At 69.8% G+C, this 14,489-nt stretch carries 12 protein-coding genes; 6 read left to right on the forward strand and 6 right to left on the reverse strand.

The genetic code is table 11. The features are described 5' to 3' along the window. Positions 1-93: 93 nt before the first annotated feature. A complete protein-coding gene (locus tag ABIC63_RS22800) occupies positions 94-1,401 on the forward strand; it encodes a D-amino acid dehydrogenase (RefSeq protein ID WP_354321486.1) in 1,308 nt (435 codons plus the stop codon). A 133-nt stretch (positions 1,402-1,534) separates the two neighbouring features. On the opposite strand, the gene ABIC63_RS22805 is transcribed toward ABIC63_RS22800, so the two are convergent. The 4 genes from ABIC63_RS22805 to ABIC63_RS22820 form a co-directional block, all read right to left on the reverse strand. Beyond that, complete coding sequence (locus tag ABIC63_RS22805) at positions 1,535-3,067, reverse strand: alpha/beta hydrolase family protein (protein ID WP_354321487.1); 1,533 nt, start codon at positions 3,065-3,067, stop codon at positions 1,535-1,537. A 151-nt stretch (positions 3,068-3,218) separates the two neighbouring features. Beyond that, positions 3,219-4,133 carry a transglutaminase family protein gene (locus tag ABIC63_RS22810; RefSeq protein WP_294373996.1) on the reverse strand — a complete coding sequence of 305 codons (915 nt, stop codon included), beginning with the start codon at positions 4,131-4,133 and terminating at the stop codon, positions 3,219-3,221. A gap of 75 nt (positions 4,134-4,208) precedes the next feature. Further along, entirely contained in the window at positions 4,209-6,083 is a 1,875-nt protein-coding gene (gene mnmC / locus ABIC63_RS22815) for a bifunctional tRNA (5-methylaminomethyl-2-thiouridine)(34)-methyltransferase MnmC2/FAD-dependent 5-carboxymethylaminomethyl-2-thiouridine(34) oxidoreductase MnmC1 (RefSeq protein ID WP_294373993.1), read from the reverse strand. A 60-nt stretch (positions 6,084-6,143) separates the two neighbouring features. Further along, entirely contained in the window at positions 6,144-6,419 is a 276-nt protein-coding gene (locus tag ABIC63_RS22820) for an oxidative damage protection protein (RefSeq protein WP_058643489.1), read from the reverse strand. 163 nt (positions 6,420-6,582) lie between these two features. Here ABIC63_RS22820 and ABIC63_RS22825 point away from each other — a divergent pair, with 163 nt between their 5' ends. The 3 genes from ABIC63_RS22825 to ABIC63_RS22835 all read left to right on the forward strand — a co-directional run bounded on the left by ABIC63_RS22825 (position 6,583) and on the right by ABIC63_RS22835 (position 9,377). Beyond that, positions 6,583-7,602 (forward strand): sulfate ABC transporter substrate-binding protein, encoded by a 1,020-nt coding sequence (locus ABIC63_RS22825; RefSeq protein ID WP_354321524.1) that lies wholly within the window; start codon positions 6,583-6,585, stop codon positions 7,600-7,602. 172 nt (positions 7,603-7,774) lie between these two features. Further along, positions 7,775-8,692 carry a serine O-acetyltransferase EpsC gene (epsC, locus tag ABIC63_RS22830; RefSeq protein ID WP_017758690.1) on the forward strand — a complete coding sequence of 306 codons (918 nt, stop codon included), beginning with the start codon at positions 7,775-7,777 and terminating at the stop codon, positions 8,690-8,692. A 127-nt stretch (positions 8,693-8,819) separates the two neighbouring features. Then, positions 8,820-9,377 carry an NADPH-dependent FMN reductase gene (locus ABIC63_RS22835; protein ID WP_354321488.1) on the forward strand — a complete coding sequence of 186 codons (558 nt, stop codon included), beginning with the start codon at positions 8,820-8,822 and terminating at the stop codon, positions 9,375-9,377. Positions 9,378-9,383: 6 nt separating this feature from the next. Here ABIC63_RS22835 and ABIC63_RS22840 read toward each other — a convergent pair whose 3' ends face one another. Further along, positions 9,384-10,310: a LysR family transcriptional regulator gene (locus tag ABIC63_RS22840; protein ID WP_354321489.1), complete on the reverse strand. Its 927-nt coding sequence runs from the start codon at positions 10,308-10,310 to the stop codon at positions 9,384-9,386. A 70-nt stretch (positions 10,311-10,380) separates the two neighbouring features. Here ABIC63_RS22840 and metE point away from each other — a divergent pair, with 70 nt between their 5' ends. Beyond that, positions 10,381-12,723, forward strand: coding sequence for a 5-methyltetrahydropteroyltriglutamate--homocysteine S-methyltransferase (gene metE / locus ABIC63_RS22845; protein WP_354321490.1), 2,343 nt, complete (start codon positions 10,381-10,383; stop codon positions 12,721-12,723). Between the two features lie 91 nt (positions 12,724-12,814). Here the strand turns inward: metE and ABIC63_RS22850 are convergent, their stop codons facing one another. Continuing rightward, complete coding sequence (locus tag ABIC63_RS22850; protein WP_294373970.1) at positions 12,815-13,438, reverse strand: FMN-dependent NADH-azoreductase; 624 nt, start codon at positions 13,436-13,438, stop codon at positions 12,815-12,817. A gap of 118 nt (positions 13,439-13,556) precedes the next feature. Here ABIC63_RS22850 and ABIC63_RS22855 point away from each other — a divergent pair, with 118 nt between their 5' ends. Beyond that, positions 13,557-14,483, forward strand: a complete 927-nt coding sequence (locus ABIC63_RS22855) for a LysR substrate-binding domain-containing protein (protein ID WP_354321491.1) — start codon at positions 13,557-13,559, stop codon at positions 14,481-14,483. The last annotated feature ends 6 nt before the right edge of the window (positions 14,484-14,489 follow it).

Below are 14,489 nucleotides of genomic sequence, written 5' to 3' on the forward strand. Positions count from 1 at the left end.
TTGCTGCAGATCACCAGAAGAACCATCAAATCTTCGGGCGTGGCCTGAATAAAGTCCTGCAATCGACTCCTGGAGTCTTCTTTCTCAGCGGGATTGGCCATGAAAGTCATTGTTCTCGGCGGCGGTGTGATCGGCACGACCACGGCCTACTACCTGGCCCGTGCGGGCGCCCAGGTGACGGTGCTGGAGCGCCAGCCCGGCGCCGCACTGGAGACCAGCTTCGGCAATGCCGGGCAGGTGTCGCCGGGCTATTCCACGCCCTGGGCCGCGCCCGGGATTCCGTTCAAGGCGCTCAAGTGGATGTTCCAGAAGCATGCGCCGCTGGCCATCCGCGCCGACGGCAGCCTGTTCCAGCTGCGCTGGATGGCCCAGATGCTGCGCAACTGCTCCGCCGAGCGCTATGCCGTGAACAAGGAACGGATGATGCGCGTGGCCGAGTACAGCCGCGACTGCCTGCGCAGCCTGCGCGCCGACACCGGCATCGACTACGAGCAGCGCACCGGCGGCACGCTGCAGCTCTTCCGCAAGCAGCAGCAGCTCGACGCCGTGCAGCGCGACATCGCCGTGCTGCAGGAATGCGGCGTGCCCTATGAACTGCTGGACCGCGAAGGCCTGGCGCGCGTGGAGCCGGCACTGGCCCGCACCGGCGGCGCCCTGGTCGGCGGCCTGCGCCTGCCCAACGACGAGACCGGCGACTGCCATCTCTTCACCACCCGGCTGGCCGAACTGGCCAGGGGCCTGGGCGTGGAGTTCCGCTACGGCAGCCAGGTGCAGGCGCTGGGCACCGACGGTGGCCGCATCAGCGGTGTGCAGGTCGACGGTCAATGGCTGGAGGCCGACCGCTATGTGCTGGCCTTCGGCAGCTACTCGCGCGCCCTCATGGAGCCGCTGGGCCTGGACCTGCCGGTGTACCCCGTCAAGGGCTATTCGCTGACCGTGCCGCTGCTGGACGAATCGCTGGCGCCCCAGTCCACCGTGCTGGACGAGACCTACAAGATCGCTGTGACCCGTTTCGCCGACCGCATCCGCGTGGGTGGCATGGCCGAGCTCTCGGGTTTCGACCTGAGCCTCAAGCCGGCGCGCCGGGCCACGCTGGAGAAGGTGGTGGGCGAGCTGTTCCCCGGCGGCGACCTGCCGGCCGCGAGCTTCTGGACCGGGCTGCGCCCCATGACGCCCGACAGCACGCCCATCATCGGCGGCACGCGCTGGGGCAACCTGTTCCTCAACACTGGCCACGGCACCCTGGGCTGGACCATGGCCTGTGGCTCGGGCAAGCTGACCGCGGACCTGGTGACCGGCCAGCGGCCGGAGATCAGCACCGACGGCCTGGCGGTGGACCGCTATGTCGGCGGCCGCCAGTCCGTTCAACGGCCGCGGCCGGCCGGCGTGCAGCCCGCCTGAGTCGCGGCACACCTGAGCGGGGCCCCGAGCGAAGCCCCAGATGCGCAACGCCGGCCCGAGGGCCGGCGTTCTGCTGTCATGTCATCGCAGCCATCGACGCGGCTGCCCGCGCCGGCTACCGTCGGCCCTCACTTCACTGGGGGCAGGGGGCGGCGCCGGCCAGGACGGTCCGGATGGCGGCCACCTGCTGGCTGTCGTCCTGGCCCAGGGTGTTGTTGGTGAACACGCAGCCATAGTTGGTGTTGGCCACGGTGCCCGCGGTCAGCACGTCGTCGCCGGAGGGCTTCACGCCGTCGCGCTCCCACTTGATCATGGCGTCGAAGGCGGCCTCCTGCTCGGCGACCGTGAAGTCGCAGTGCGTGATGCCGCGGATCGCCCGCTGCACCAGCCAGTTGCCGTTGCCCTTGGCCACCACGCGCTGGCGGTAGATCTGCTCCATGCTGAAGGGCACGAACAGGTCGCCCAGCGTGTGCAGCGTGACCACCGGGATCTTGATGTCGCCGTTGTTGCGCGGGATCCAGCGCAGGCCGTCGCGGCGCAGGCGGTTGGCGTCGGTGTCGGCGGTGAGCTTCTGCACCGACGCATTCAGTGCCGCCGAGGCGGTCGCATCGCCGTCGATGGTGTAGGTGAAGCGGTTGGTGTTCGTCACGTTCTTGTTCAGGATGCCCGCGACCGTGCCATCGCTGCCGAACAGGCCCAGCGGTGCCTGGAAGGAGCCGCCCTGGGTGAAGCCGAAGTCGAACAGGGGCCGCTGGCCGCCGGTCAGGTTCTTGATGACCGACGCGTATTGCAGTCCCAGCGGCGAGGTGGGCGTCAACGTGGTCTGGCCCACCGAGGAGAACAGCTTGCCGAGCACCAGGTTCTGGATGTCGCTCCAGTTCGTCAGGGGGTACTTGGGCACGCCGGCCAGGGCCTGGGCCGTGAGCTGGGCGGCCGAGAAGTAGTCGAAGAGTTCGGTGTCGCCCAGCACGCCGCACATGGGCACCGCACCGGCGTAGCTCACCTTGTGCACGGCGGTGGCCTGCGTCTCGGCCTCGATGGCCGACGCCGTGATGTGGCCGCCCATCGAATGGCCGGTGATGTAGACCCGCGAAGGCGTGGCCAGTGCGCGGCCGCGTGCCTTGGCGATGTCGGTGAAGGCCAGGGCCAGGGCGTTGGTGTCTTCCACGCCGGCGCGCACGTCGTAGTAGTTCTTGGTGTAGCTGGAGGCTGCCCACGCATAGCCGTTCTGGATCAGGTAGCGGCGGATGGACGGGTTGCTCACCGCGAGCGTGTTGCCGGTGCCGGCATAGCCATGGGCGTACATGACCAGCTTGCCGTTCCAGTTGGCGGGCACCTCGACGCGGTAGGCGGCGCCGCCCATCACGCCCGCCCAGCGGCTGGTGGTGCTGACATCGACCGCGTCGCCCGGGGCGGCGGCCAGTGCCGTGAAGGTGGTGGCCGTGGGCTCGGCGGGCACGAAGCTGTTGCGGCCGTCCTGCAGGCGGGTTTCTTCGGGGACGGGGGCCGGGGCCGGCGTGGGGGCCGGCGACGGCGCAGGGCTCGGTGCCGGGGCCGGCAGGGGCGCAAAGGCGACGTTCGAGCCGCCCCCGCCGCCGCAGGCGCTCAGGGCAAGGACGGCCGCAGCCGTGATCAGCCGCAGGGGCTGGCGCTGAAATGCATCCATGGGAAATGTCTCCAAGACTTGTGATTCGTTCCGCCCTCGAGCGGCGCGCCAGCCTAGCGCGGCGTCGCGCCGGGGGGCTCGGGATTTGCCCCCGCCGGTGTCATGTCGGGGACGGGTCCTACAGGCCGGCGCGATTTCGGAACGAGGCCGCTCAGTCGCGGCGCTTGGTGACCTTCACGACCACCTCCATGCCCGCATAAGCCTCGGGTTCGCCGAACCAGCTGCCGGCGATGGGCGGTGCCTGGGCCGGGTCGCGTGCCACGCCCACGCGGATCAGGCGGCCGCTGCCCATGATGTTGTTGGTGGGGTCGAAGGCCACCCAGCCCGCGCCGGGCAGGTAGGCCTGCAGCCAGGCATGCGTGCTGCCGGCACCGACGACGCGCTCGGCGGGGCCGTCCTGGTCCTCCTGCGCGTCGTTGCCGTCGTCGAGCATGGGGTCGTAGAGGTAGCCTGAGACGAAGCGGGTGGCGATGCCCAGCCGCCGCGCGGCTTCCATCATGAGCAGGGCGTAGTCGCGACAGCTGCCGCCACCGATGGCCAGCGTCTCCAGCGGTGTCTGGGTGCCTTCCTCCTCGCGGGCCTGGTAGCTCAGGCTCTGGCTGATGTGGGCGTTCATGCGCGTGAGCGTCTCGCGCGTGCTGTTGGGCGCATCGGTGTGCAGGAACTGATGCGCCCAGCGGATCAGCGTGCCGTCCGGGTCGTCGTGGTGGGGGCGCAGGTAGTGCTCCAGGTCCAGCCGTTCCTGCAGCGAATAGGCGAAGGGCAGGAACTCCGCACTGGGCTCCAGCTGCAGCTCGTCCTCGGGCGCCGGCACATGCTCGATGGTGAAGGCGCAGGCGATGGTCAGCTCGGCCGCCGGCTCCTTGGGCTGGACCAGCGCGACCGAGTTGGAATGCGGGTCCTGGATCAACCGCACATGCGCCTCGGGGCTGACCTGCAGGTCGGTGGCCAGCACGCGCAGGTCGTGGCTGTCGCGCGGGCGGAACATCACCCGGTGCAGGCCGAAGTTCACCGCCTCGTTGTAGCGATAGGTGGTGGTGTGGAGGATGTCGTAGCGGGTGGCCATGGGGCGATGGTAGGCAGGCGCGATGAAACAAGGGCGATGGACAGGCCGGCGCAAGGGGCGCGCCGCAGCTGCCGTTCAGCGCCAGAGGCGACGTGTGTCGAGCGCCCGGGCCTGGGCCGCTGGCACGGGCAAGGGCTCGCCGTGCCAGCGCGCGGCCAGCAGCTCGGCGCACAGGGCGGCAAAGCTCAGTCCGCGCGAGCCCAGCGCGGTGCAGGCCCAGGGACCGGACGGTTCGGCGGGGTCGATCGGGCCGACCAGCGGCCGGCGGTCGGCCGAGGCGCAGCGCACGCCGGCCCAGTCGTGCAGGACGGTCTGCGGATCCTGCGCGAAAGGGGCCAGCACCGGATGCAGCCGGGCCAGACGCGCGAGGTTGTGCGCGCGGTCCGCCGGCCTGGTGGCGGTGTCGGTGTCGCCGGGGTCGTAGGTGGAGCCGGTCATCCACTGCAGCGGGTGGCCGGCGCCGGCTGGCACGCCGACGCCTGCGATCAGGTGCCCGTCCCCATTGACCGGGATGCGATGGCTCCGTGCGGCCATGGCCGGCGGCATCTCGCCCCAGACGATCTGGCCGCGCACCGGCTGCAGCGGCAGGCTCGGCGCCAGCCGGCGCGTGGCCGGGCCGGCGGCGACGACCACGCGGTCCGCGTTCGCCAGCACTTGGCCGCTGGCGTCCCGGAGCCGCCAGCCGCCGCCCGGCACGGCGTCGATGTCTTCCACATGCGCGCCGCTGCGGAAGGCGATGGCGGCGTGGTCCAGCCAGGCGGCCACCAGGCGGTGCGGCTTCACCCATCCGGCACGGGCGTGGAACAGGGCGGGCGTGTCGTCCGGCAGCCCCGCGTCGGCGAGCATCGCGGCCGTGGCGCGCGTGGTCTCGGTCCAGCCCTCCGTCTGCGCCCAGGACGGTGGCAGCCGCAGCGAGGTCGCCTCGCGCCGCTCGACCGCGCCCGTGGGCGCCCAGTCGATGCCTTCCACCAGCCCGAGGGCGGTCAGCTGCGCCCAGGTCGCGCGGATGCCTGCCCGGGTCAGGCGCGAGAGCAGCGCATCGTCCGGTGAGGCATGCGGTGCCATCAGGCCGAGGGGCAGGGCCGAGGCGCCGGCGGCGGGATGGTCCGCGGCATCCAGCACGGTCACCCGCCAGCCGCGCAGGGCCAGCGCATGGGCCACGGCGGCGCCGGCCAGGCCCGCACCGACCACGGCGCAGTGCCCGGGCGATGGCGCGCGCTCGGCGTCCTCGGCCTGGGGTCGGCGCCGCACCGGCCAGGCCGGCGCATAGCGTCCGCGCAGGCAGTCGCGCTTGGGTGGGAGGCCCGGCGCCTTCTCGACCACGAAGCCCAGGGGCACGAGCGCATCGCGCACGGCCCGCGCCACGGTCCAGGTGGCCACGGCGGTGCCGGGCCGGCAGAAGCGCGCCAGGGCCTTGAACACCTCGGGCGACCACATGTCGGCATTCACGGCGGGACTGAAGCCGTCGAGGAAGAGGCTGTCGGCCTCGAAGGGCTGGTGTGCCCGCAACATGGATCGGGCGTCGCCGATGCACAGCGTCAGCAGCACGCGGCCGCCGTCGAAGGCCAGGCGGTGGAAGCCCGGCAGCAGGCCATGCCACTGGTCGGCCAGTTGTGCGCCCAGCGCTTGCAACGCCGGATGAAGGGCTGCGGCGCGGCGGATGTCGGCCGCCGAGACCGGATAGGCCTCCACCGAGACGAAGTGCAGGATCTGCGGACGCTGCGCATCCTCGCGCCAGGCGTGCCAGGTCGCCAGGAAGTTCAGGCCCAGACCGAAGCCCGTCTCCAGCACGCGCCACTGCGGCGCATCCGCCCAGGCGCCGGGCAGGCCGCAGCCGCCCAGGAACACATGCTGTGCCTGGGCGAGCGCGCCGGTGATGGTGTGATAAACGTCCTGGAAGCGGGGGCTGAAGGGCTGGCCTTCATCGGTCCAGGTGAGGATGTCGCTCATGTCGAAGACCGTGCCGCGCACCATGGGCGCGGCCGGGAAGGGGCGGGCTGGGCGCGGTGCTCAGGCCGCCGGCGGGGGCACATAGCCCTGGGCCGCGTCGGCGCCGTCGCCGAAGAAATGCTTTTCCATCTGGCGCGCCAGGTACTGGCGGGCGCGGGCATCGGCCAGATTCAGGCGGTTCTCGTTGACCAGCATGGTCTGGTGCTTGAGCCAGGCGGCCCAGGCCTCCTTGCTGACGTTCTCCCAGATGCGCTTGCCGAGTTCGCCGGGATAGGGCGGGAAGTCGAGGCCCTCGGCTTCCTTGCCGAGCTTGATGCATTGAACCATGCGTGCCATGGGGGGCTTTCTTGTAGAGAGAACGGTGGGAAGGGTGCGGTGCGGGGGGTGACGACCGGCTTAGCTGATTTCGCTATTTAGAACTGAGAACTCCGTCGTTCCCCTTTCCTTATGCGATATCCAGAATTCAATTCATCGACCTTATGCACAACAAGGCATGAACATGAATTTCCGCCGTGACTTTATCAAGCTTTCCCTCGCGGCCGGTGCCGCGGCGGCCTTGTCCCTGCCCGCCTGGGCGCAGACCGTGACGCTGCTCAACGTCTCTTACGACCCGACGCGCGAGTTGTACGTGGACTACAACAAGGCCTTCGCCAAGTACTGGAAGGGCAAGACCGGCCAGGATGTGGTGGTCAAGCAGTCGCACGGTGGCTCGGGCAAGCAGGCCCGCTCGATCATCGACGGCATCGACGCCGACGTGGCCACGCTGGCGCTGGGCGGCGACATCGACGCGCTGGTCGAGCATGGCGGCCTGGTCAAGGCCGACTGGCAGAAGCGCCTGCCGCACAACTCGGCGCCCTACAACTCCACCATCGTCTTCCTCGTGAAGAAGGGCAATCCCAAGGGCCTCAAGGACTGGGAAGACCTGGTCAAGCCTGGCGTTCAGGTGATCACGCCCAACCCCAAGACCTCGGGCGGCGCCCGCTGGAACTACCTCGCGGCCTGGGAGTACGCCAAGCGCAAGTACGGCAGCGACGCCAAGGCGAAGGAATACATCGGCAATCTCTTCAAGAACGTGCCGGTGCTCGACACGGGCGCGCGCGGCGCCACGATCACCTTCGTGCAGCGCGGCGTGGGCGATGTGCTGCTGGCCTGGGAGAACGAGGCCTTCCTGGCCGTGAAGGAGTTCGGCCCGGACAAGTTCGACATCGTGGTGCCGTCCATCTCGATCCTGGCCGAGCCCTCGGTGGCCGTGGTCGACAAGGTGGTCGACAAGAAGGGCACCCGTGCAGTGGCCGAGGAATACCTCAAGTACCTCTACTCGGATGAAGGCCAGGACATCGCCGGCCGCAACTACTACCGTCCCACGGGCGACAAGGCCAAGGCCAAGTACGCCGCACAGTTCCCCAAGCTGGCGCTGTTCACCATCGACGAGGCCTTTGGCGGCTGGGCCAAGGCCGACAAGGCGCACTTTGCCGACGGTGGCTCCTTCGATCAGATCTACACCAACAAGCAGAAGTGAGGCGTTGTGGGGCAGGGCGCGCCCCGCGCCCTGCCACGGACTGCGTCGCCGCTGTGCAGGGCGGGTGGATTCACCCACCGCGCGAGGGACAAGGCGGGCCCGCGGCCAGTCGCGCAGAATAGGCGCCCCGCCTTTCCGGGCGGGGCCCTGTGTCACTGCCGCGCCCACGCCTATGTCCGCCTTCCCCATCGATGAAATCGTCTCGTCCCTGCGCCAGGTGCGCAACGAATGGCGCAGCGCGCAGCAGCGCGTGGCCGGCGGCGAGCGGCAACTGCCCTCGCGTGCCGCCGTCGACGAGGTGGTCGAAAGCCTGATCGGCGCGCTCTTTCCCATGCGGCTGGGGCCGGCCCATCTGCGGGAGGAGGGCGAAGACTTCTATGTCGCCCACACCATCGACCAGGCGCTGCGCCAGCTGCAGGAGCAGGCGGTGCAGGAGCTGCGCCACGTGCGTCGGCTCGACGCCGTGACCCCGGCCGAACTGCGGGCCGACGCCGAGCAGCGGATCCGCGAATTCGCCCTGCAGCTGCCCGCCATCCGCGCGCTGCTCGACACCGACGTCATGGCCGCCTACCAGGGCGACCCCGCGGCGCAGAGCGTGGACGAGGTGCTGCTGTGCTATCCGGGCGTGACGGCCATGATCCACCACCGAATCGCGCATCCGCTCTACCGGCTGGGGCTGTCGCTGCTGGCGCGCATGGTGGCCGAGCGCGCCCATGCGCAGACGGGCATCGACATCCATCCGGGCGCGACCATCGGCGCCGGCTTCTTCATGGACCACGGCACCGGCATCGTGATCGGCGAGACGGCGGTGATCGGCCAGCATGTGCGCCTGTACCAGCAGGTCACGCTCGGCGCCAAGCGCTTTCCGACCGACGAGAACGGCCATCCGCAGAAGGGCCTGCCGCGCCACCCGGTGGTGGAGGACGACGTGGTGATCTATGCCGGGGCCACCATCCTGGGCCGTGTGACCATCGGCAAGGGCGCCACCATCGGCGGCAATGTGTGGGTGACGGACGACGTGCTGCCGGGCGCCTCGGTCACGCAGGCCAGTCTGCAGAAGAACCGCGGATCCCGTCCCGGCGATTGCTGAACGCCAGGCATCGCGGGCCCGGCGGGGTGTAACCGCCGGTGCGTGCGCCCGCGACTGACAGACGCGCGGACGAGCGGCCGCCAGCATCAAGGTTTTTCGTGTCCATCCCGCAAGAGGAGCGTCTTCGATGAGCCAATACCGCATCGCCGTCCTGGTCGGCAGCATTCGCCAGGATTCCCTCAACCGCAAGCTGGCCCTGGCGCTGGCCGCGCTGGCACCGGAGGACTTCACCTTCGAGCACCTGCGCATCGACAACCTGCCGCTCTACAACCAGGATCTCGACGGCAAGCAGCCCGCCGAGGTGCAGCAGTTCAAGACCGAGATCGCCCGCGCCCAGGGCCTGCTGATCGTCACGCCCGAGTACAACCGCTCGATCCCCGGCGTGCTGAAGAATGCGCTGGACCACGGCTCGCGGCCCTACGGCCAGAACGCCTGGGGCGGCAAGCCGGCCGGGGTGATCGGCATTTCGCCGGGCGCCATCGGCACGGCGCTGGCGCAGCAGCATCTGCGCAACGTGCTGGCCTACCTGGACGTGCCGACGCTGGGCCAGCCCGAGGCCTTCATCCAGAACAAAGACGACCTGTTCGATGAGAAGGGGCACATCGGCATCGAGGCCACGCGCCAGTTCCTGCAGGGCTGGATGGACAAGTACGTGGCCTGGGTGAAGCGACACGCGAGCGCCTGAGGGCTCTCACAGCAGCTCGATACCCGGCAGCCGCTTGAAGCAGCTGTCGCGCGTGATCCGCACGAAGTCCGACAGCCAGGCCTGCGCCGACAGTCCCGGCCGGCAGGCCATGTGCAGTTCGCCGCGCAAGCCGTCGCGACCGATGGGCCGGGCGCTCACGTAGCCGCGCTCCAGGTAGCTCTGCACCGCCCACCAGGGCAGCGCGGCGATGCCGCGGCCGCTGGCCACCAGTTGCAGCATGGCGACGGTCAGTTCCGTCGTGCGTCGCTGCCGGGGCTGAAGGCCGGCGGGCTGCATGACCTGACGGAGCACGTCCAGCATCTCGTCCGGGACCGGGTAGGTGATCAGTGTCTGATCGGCGAAATCCCGGGCCGTGAGATACGGCTTTTCAGTCAGTGCATGTCCGTTGGCCATCAGCGCGACGATCTCGAAGCGGAACAGCGCATGATGGTCGACCGGCTCCGTGGCGTCCTGTTCCGAGACGATGGCGACCTCGGCCTTGTCCTGCAACAGCAGCGCGACGGGGTCGGGATGGAAGCCGGAGACGATGTCCAGCTCGATCTCCGGCCAGGCCTGACGGAAGGCGTCCATGGCCGGCATCAGCCAGTCGAAGCAGGTGTGGCACTCGACGGCGATGCGCAGCTGTCCGCCGCCGCTGCTCACCAGCCGCGCGACGTCGCGGTCGGCCGCTCCCATCTGCGGCAGAACGCTGTCGGCCAATTGCAGAAGACGCAGGCCGCTGGCGGTGAACTGGGGTGGCAGCGATTTGCGTTCGAAGAGCGCGCAGCCGTAATGCGCCTCCAGCGCCTTGAGCTGGTGCGACAGGGCGGACTGCGTGAGATTGAGCAGTTGCGACGCCCGGACCAGGCTGCCGGTGTCGCGCAAGGCGGCCAGGGTGCGCAGGTGGCGGATTTCCAGGATGGGTTGTGTCATGAAATTGATTCAAGCAATACCGCAAAAAGTTTCGTTTGAATCATAGTTGGCGCGCCGGGATGATGCCGGCATGACTCGCACACACATCCTGGGATTCCCGCGCATCGGCGCCCACCGAGAACTGAAGTTCGCCCTCGAAGCCCACTGGCGCGGCGACATCGACGCGGCCGCGCTGGAGGCCGTCGGCGCCGAACTGCGCGCACGTCACTGGGCGCTCCAGCGCCAAGCCGGCCTGGACTTCGTCACCGTCGGCGACTTCGCCTTCTACGACCAGGTGCTCAACCACATCCAGTTGCTCGGCTGCGAGCCGCAGCGCTTCGGCCTGTCCGCCGACGAGCCGGAGCTGGCCCGGGCCTTCGCCATGGCCCGCGGCGTGCGCACCGGCGAAGCGGCCGGCACGCATGCGCTGGAGATGACCAAGTGGTTCGACACCAACTACCACTACCTCGTCCCCGAGTTCGGCCCGGCGACCGTGTTCGGCGGCATCGCCAGCGAACGCCTGTTCGACGAGGTGGCCCAGGCGCAGGCGCTGGGCCATCCGGTCAAGGTGGTGCTGCTGGGGCCGCTGAGCTTCCTGTGGCTGGGCAAGGAGAAGGCCCCGGGCTTCGACCGGCTGTCCCTGCTCGACGCGCTGCTGCCTGTCTACGAACAGGTGCTGGCGCGGCTGAAGGCGCAGGGTGTGGAGTGGGTGCAGATCGACGAGCCTATCCTGGGTCTGGACCTGCCCGAGTCCTGGCGGCAGAGCTTCGAGCGCAGCTACTGGCAGATCGCGCGCAACGCGCCGCGGCTGCTGCTGGCGACCTATTTCTCGCCGCTGCAGGAGAACCTGCGTCTGGCCTGCCAGCTGCCGGTGGCCGGGCTGCATGTGGACGCCGTGCGGGCGCCCGAGGAGCTCACCGGCGTGGCCGACTGGCTGCCCGCGCACAAGGTGCTGTCGGTCGGCATCGTGGACGGCCGCAACATCTGGCGCACCGAGCTGGACGCGGCGCTCGGCCGGCTGAAGCCCGTGGCCGCCAAGCACCGGGGCGAGCTGTGGCTGGCGCCCTCGTGCTCGTTGCTGCATGTGCCCTTCGGGCTGCAGGCCGAGCAGGGACTGGATGCCGAACTGCGCAGCTGGCTGGCCTTCGCCTGCGAGAAGCTGGAAGAGCTGCAACTGCTGCGCCGGGCGCTGGCCGGCGATGCCGACATCGAGCCCGCCCTGGCCGAAGCGCGTGCCGCCATCGCCAGCCGTCGCCACAGCCCGCGGGTCCGGCGGGCCGACGTCGCCCTGCGCCTCGCGCGCCGGGTGGACGGCGACGACCGCCGCGCCGCGCCCTTCGCGCAGCGGCAGGCGACCCAGCGGCGCCGCTTCGCGCTGCCGCCGTTGCCCACCACCACCATCGGCTCCTTTCCGCAGACCGGCGTCATCCGGGCGCAGCGGGCGGCACATCGGCGCGGCGCGCTGTCGGCCGAAGCCTATGCCCAGGCCATGCGCGATGAAATCGCCCGCGTGGTGAGGGCCCAGGAATCGTTGGACCTGGACGTGCTGGTGCACGGCGAGCCGGAGCGCAACGACATGGTCGAGTACTTCGGCGAGCAGCTGGACGGCTATGCCTTCACGGCCAACGGCTGGGTGCAGTCCTATGGCTCGCGCTGCGTCAAGCCGCCGCTCATCTATGGCGACGTGGCCCGGCCCGCGGCCATGACGGTCGAATGGACCGCCCATGCGCAGAGCCTCACGCGGCGGCCGATGAAGGGCATGCTCACCGGGCCGGTCACGATGCTGCAGTGGGCCTTCGTGCGCGACGACCAGCCGCGCAGCCTCACCTGCGAGCAGATCGCCTGGGCACTGCGCGACGAGGTGTGCGACCTGGAGCGCGCCGGCATCGGCATGATCCAGATCGACGAGCCGGCCTTCCGCGAAGGCCTGCCGCTGCGCCGCGCCGGCTGGAAGGCCTACCTGGACTGGGCCGGCCGCGCCTTCCGCCTGTGCGCCTCGGGCGTGCGCGACGACACGCAGATCCACACCCACATGTGCTACTCCGAGTTCAACGACATCCTGGCGGAGATTGCCGCACTGGACGCCGACGTCATCACCATCGAGACCAGCCGCTCCGACATGGAGTTGCTGCGCGGCTTCGGCGGGGATGGGGCGATGCGCTATCCCAACGAGATCGGCCCGGGCGTGTACGACATCCACTCGCCGCGCGTGCCGCCGGTCGAGGAGATGCTGCGCCTGTTGCGCAAGGCCGCCGACGTGGTGCCGCCGGGCCATCTGTGGGTCAATCCCGACTGCGGCCTCAAGACCCGGGGCTGGCCGGAGACCGAGGCCGCCCTGGCCAACATGGTCGCCGCAGCGAAGCGGATGCGGGCGGAGCTGGGTCTGGGTACGCAGGTCGCGGCACCCGGCGGCGCTGAACTGGCTGAAGCCTGAGGCGGGCTGGCGCCGTTCGCCCCATGAAAAGAGGGTCCCGCAGGACCCTCTTGTTGCTGGTTGGCGCCGCGCCATGCGCGCGGCGTCGGCCTCAGGCGGCGACCGCGGCGCCGGCCGCGGCCGGGATCGAGGCACGGGCGGCCTCCAGTGCTGCGGCGCGTGCTGCTTCGCCCATGGCCAGGCCTTCGGCGCGCACGAAGCGCACGTCGGTGATGCCGAAGAAGCCGAACACCACCTTCAGGTAGCTTTCCTGGTGCTCGGCCGCCTGGCCGGCTTCGGAGGTGGAGTACTGGCCGCCGCGGGTGGAAACGACGATCGCCGTCTTGCCGGTGGCCAGGCCCTGCGGGCCCTTCTCGGTGTACTTGAATGTGCGGCCGGGCTGGGCCAGACGGTCGATCCAGGCCTTGAGCTGGCTGGGGATCGAGAAGTTGTACAGCGGTGCGCCCACGACGATCACGTCGGCAGCCAGGAACTGGCTGACCAGCGCTTCGGAGACCGCGTTCTCCTGCTTCTGCGCCTCGGTGGTCGGCTCGGCGCCGACCTTCACGCCCAGGGCGTCGGCACCGAAGTGGGCCGGGGCGTTGGCCGCCAAGTCCAGATAGTCCACCTCGGTACCGGGATGGGCGGCCACCCAGTCGCGGACCACTTCGGCCGTGAGGAGGCGGGAGACGGAATTGGCGCCGAGGACGCTGGAATCGATGTGCAGCAGTTTCATGTTGTTCACTCCTGAGAGAGACGGGCCCGACGGATTCGAGCGATGAAAGAAGTCTAAAACTGGGACAACGGGACGATAAGTCGCCAAAATCGGGACCATTCGTTCTTTCGATGGAACAATGAGCCCAGTACAGGACCTCAACGACCTGGTTTTCTTTGCCGAAGTGGTGGAGCGCGGCGGCTTCAGCGCCGCCAGCCGCGCGCTGGACGTGCCCAAATCGCGCCTGTCGCGCCGCATTGCACAGCTGGAGGCCTCGCTTGGCGTCCAACTGCTCCAGCGCAGCACGCGCCGGCTGTCGCTCACGCCCGCCGGCGAGGTCTATCTGCGCCACTGCATCGCCGTGCGCGAGGCCGCCGAGGCCGGCGCTGCCGAAGTAGCCCAGGTGCGCAAGGAGCCGCGAGGCCTGGTGCGACTGAGCTGCCCGGTCACGCTGGCGCAGAGCAACGTGGGCCCGGCGCTGCCGGAATTCTTTAGTCGCCATCCCGGCGTGCAGCTGGAGATGCGGGTGGTGAACCGGCCGGTGGATCCGGTGGAAGAGGGCGTGGACGTCGCACTGCGCGTGCGCAACGAGGTCGAGAACAGCGCCACGCTCGCATCCCGCGTGTTCGGCCGCAGCAAGTTGCTCCTGGTCGGCACGCCAGCCTTGCTGGCGCGGCACGGGCCGCTGACGCATCCCGAATCGCTGGAGCAGGTGGAATGCGTCGCGATGTCGGCCGCGGATGCCCGCGCCGGCACGCTGCTGCAGGGCCCGGGCGGTGCCACCCATCTGCTGATGCAGACGCCGCGCTACCTGGCGAACGACCTGCTGACGCTCAGCTTCGCGGTGGAGCAGGGCGTGGGCATCGGCTTCCTGCCCGACTACCTCTGCCGCGAAGCCATGCAAGCGGGCCGGCTGCAGTCGGTGTTGCCCGACTGGCAGCCGCCGCCCGGCCTCGTGCATGCCATGTTCACGCCGCGCCGAGCGCTGGTCCCCGCGGTCCGGGCGGTGCTGGACTTCCTCGGCGAGGTGCTGGCCGAGCCGCCCGAGCGCAGTCCGCTGGCCTGACGCCGG

Source organism: Pseudacidovorax sp. 1753 (genome assembly GCF_040544975.1).
Classification (GTDB): Bacteria; Pseudomonadota; Gammaproteobacteria; order Burkholderiales; family Burkholderiaceae_C; genus Xenophilus.

What these genes read in the sequence shown, in the direction of transcription:
- ABIC63_RS22810 (WP_294373996.1), bottom strand. Translation starts at nt 4,133, where the DNA reads ATGGCCACCCGCTACGACATCCTCCACACCACCACCTATCGCTACAAC.
- metE (WP_354321490.1), top strand. Translation starts at nt 10,381, where the DNA reads ATGACTCGCACACACATCCTGGGATTCCCGCGCATCGGCGCCCACCGA.
- ABIC63_RS22855 (WP_354321491.1), top strand. Translation starts at nt 13,557, where the DNA reads ATGAGCCCAGTACAGGACCTCAACGACCTGGTTTTCTTTGCCGAAGTG.
- ABIC63_RS22840 (WP_354321489.1), bottom strand. Translation starts at nt 10,310, where the DNA reads ATGACACAACCCATCCTGGAAATCCGCCACCTGCGCACCCTGGCCGCC.
- ABIC63_RS22835 (WP_354321488.1), top strand. Translation starts at nt 8,820, where the DNA reads ATGAGCCAATACCGCATCGCCGTCCTGGTCGGCAGCATTCGCCAGGAT.
- mnmC (WP_294373993.1), bottom strand. Translation starts at nt 6,083, where the DNA reads ATGAGCGACATCCTCACCTGGACCGATGAAGGCCAGCCCTTCAGCCCC.
- ABIC63_RS22805 (WP_354321487.1), bottom strand. Translation starts at nt 3,067, where the DNA reads ATGGATGCATTTCAGCGCCAGCCCCTGCGGCTGATCACGGCTGCGGCC.
- epsC (WP_017758690.1), top strand. Translation starts at nt 7,775, where the DNA reads ATGTCCGCCTTCCCCATCGATGAAATCGTCTCGTCCCTGCGCCAGGTG.
- ABIC63_RS22850 (WP_294373970.1), bottom strand. Translation starts at nt 13,438, where the DNA reads ATGAAACTGCTGCACATCGATTCCAGCGTCCTCGGCGCCAATTCCGTC.
- ABIC63_RS22825 (WP_354321524.1), top strand. Translation starts at nt 6,583, where the DNA reads ATGAATTTCCGCCGTGACTTTATCAAGCTTTCCCTCGCGGCCGGTGCC.
- ABIC63_RS22820 (WP_058643489.1), bottom strand. Translation starts at nt 6,419, where the DNA reads ATGGCACGCATGGTTCAATGCATCAAGCTCGGCAAGGAAGCCGAGGGC.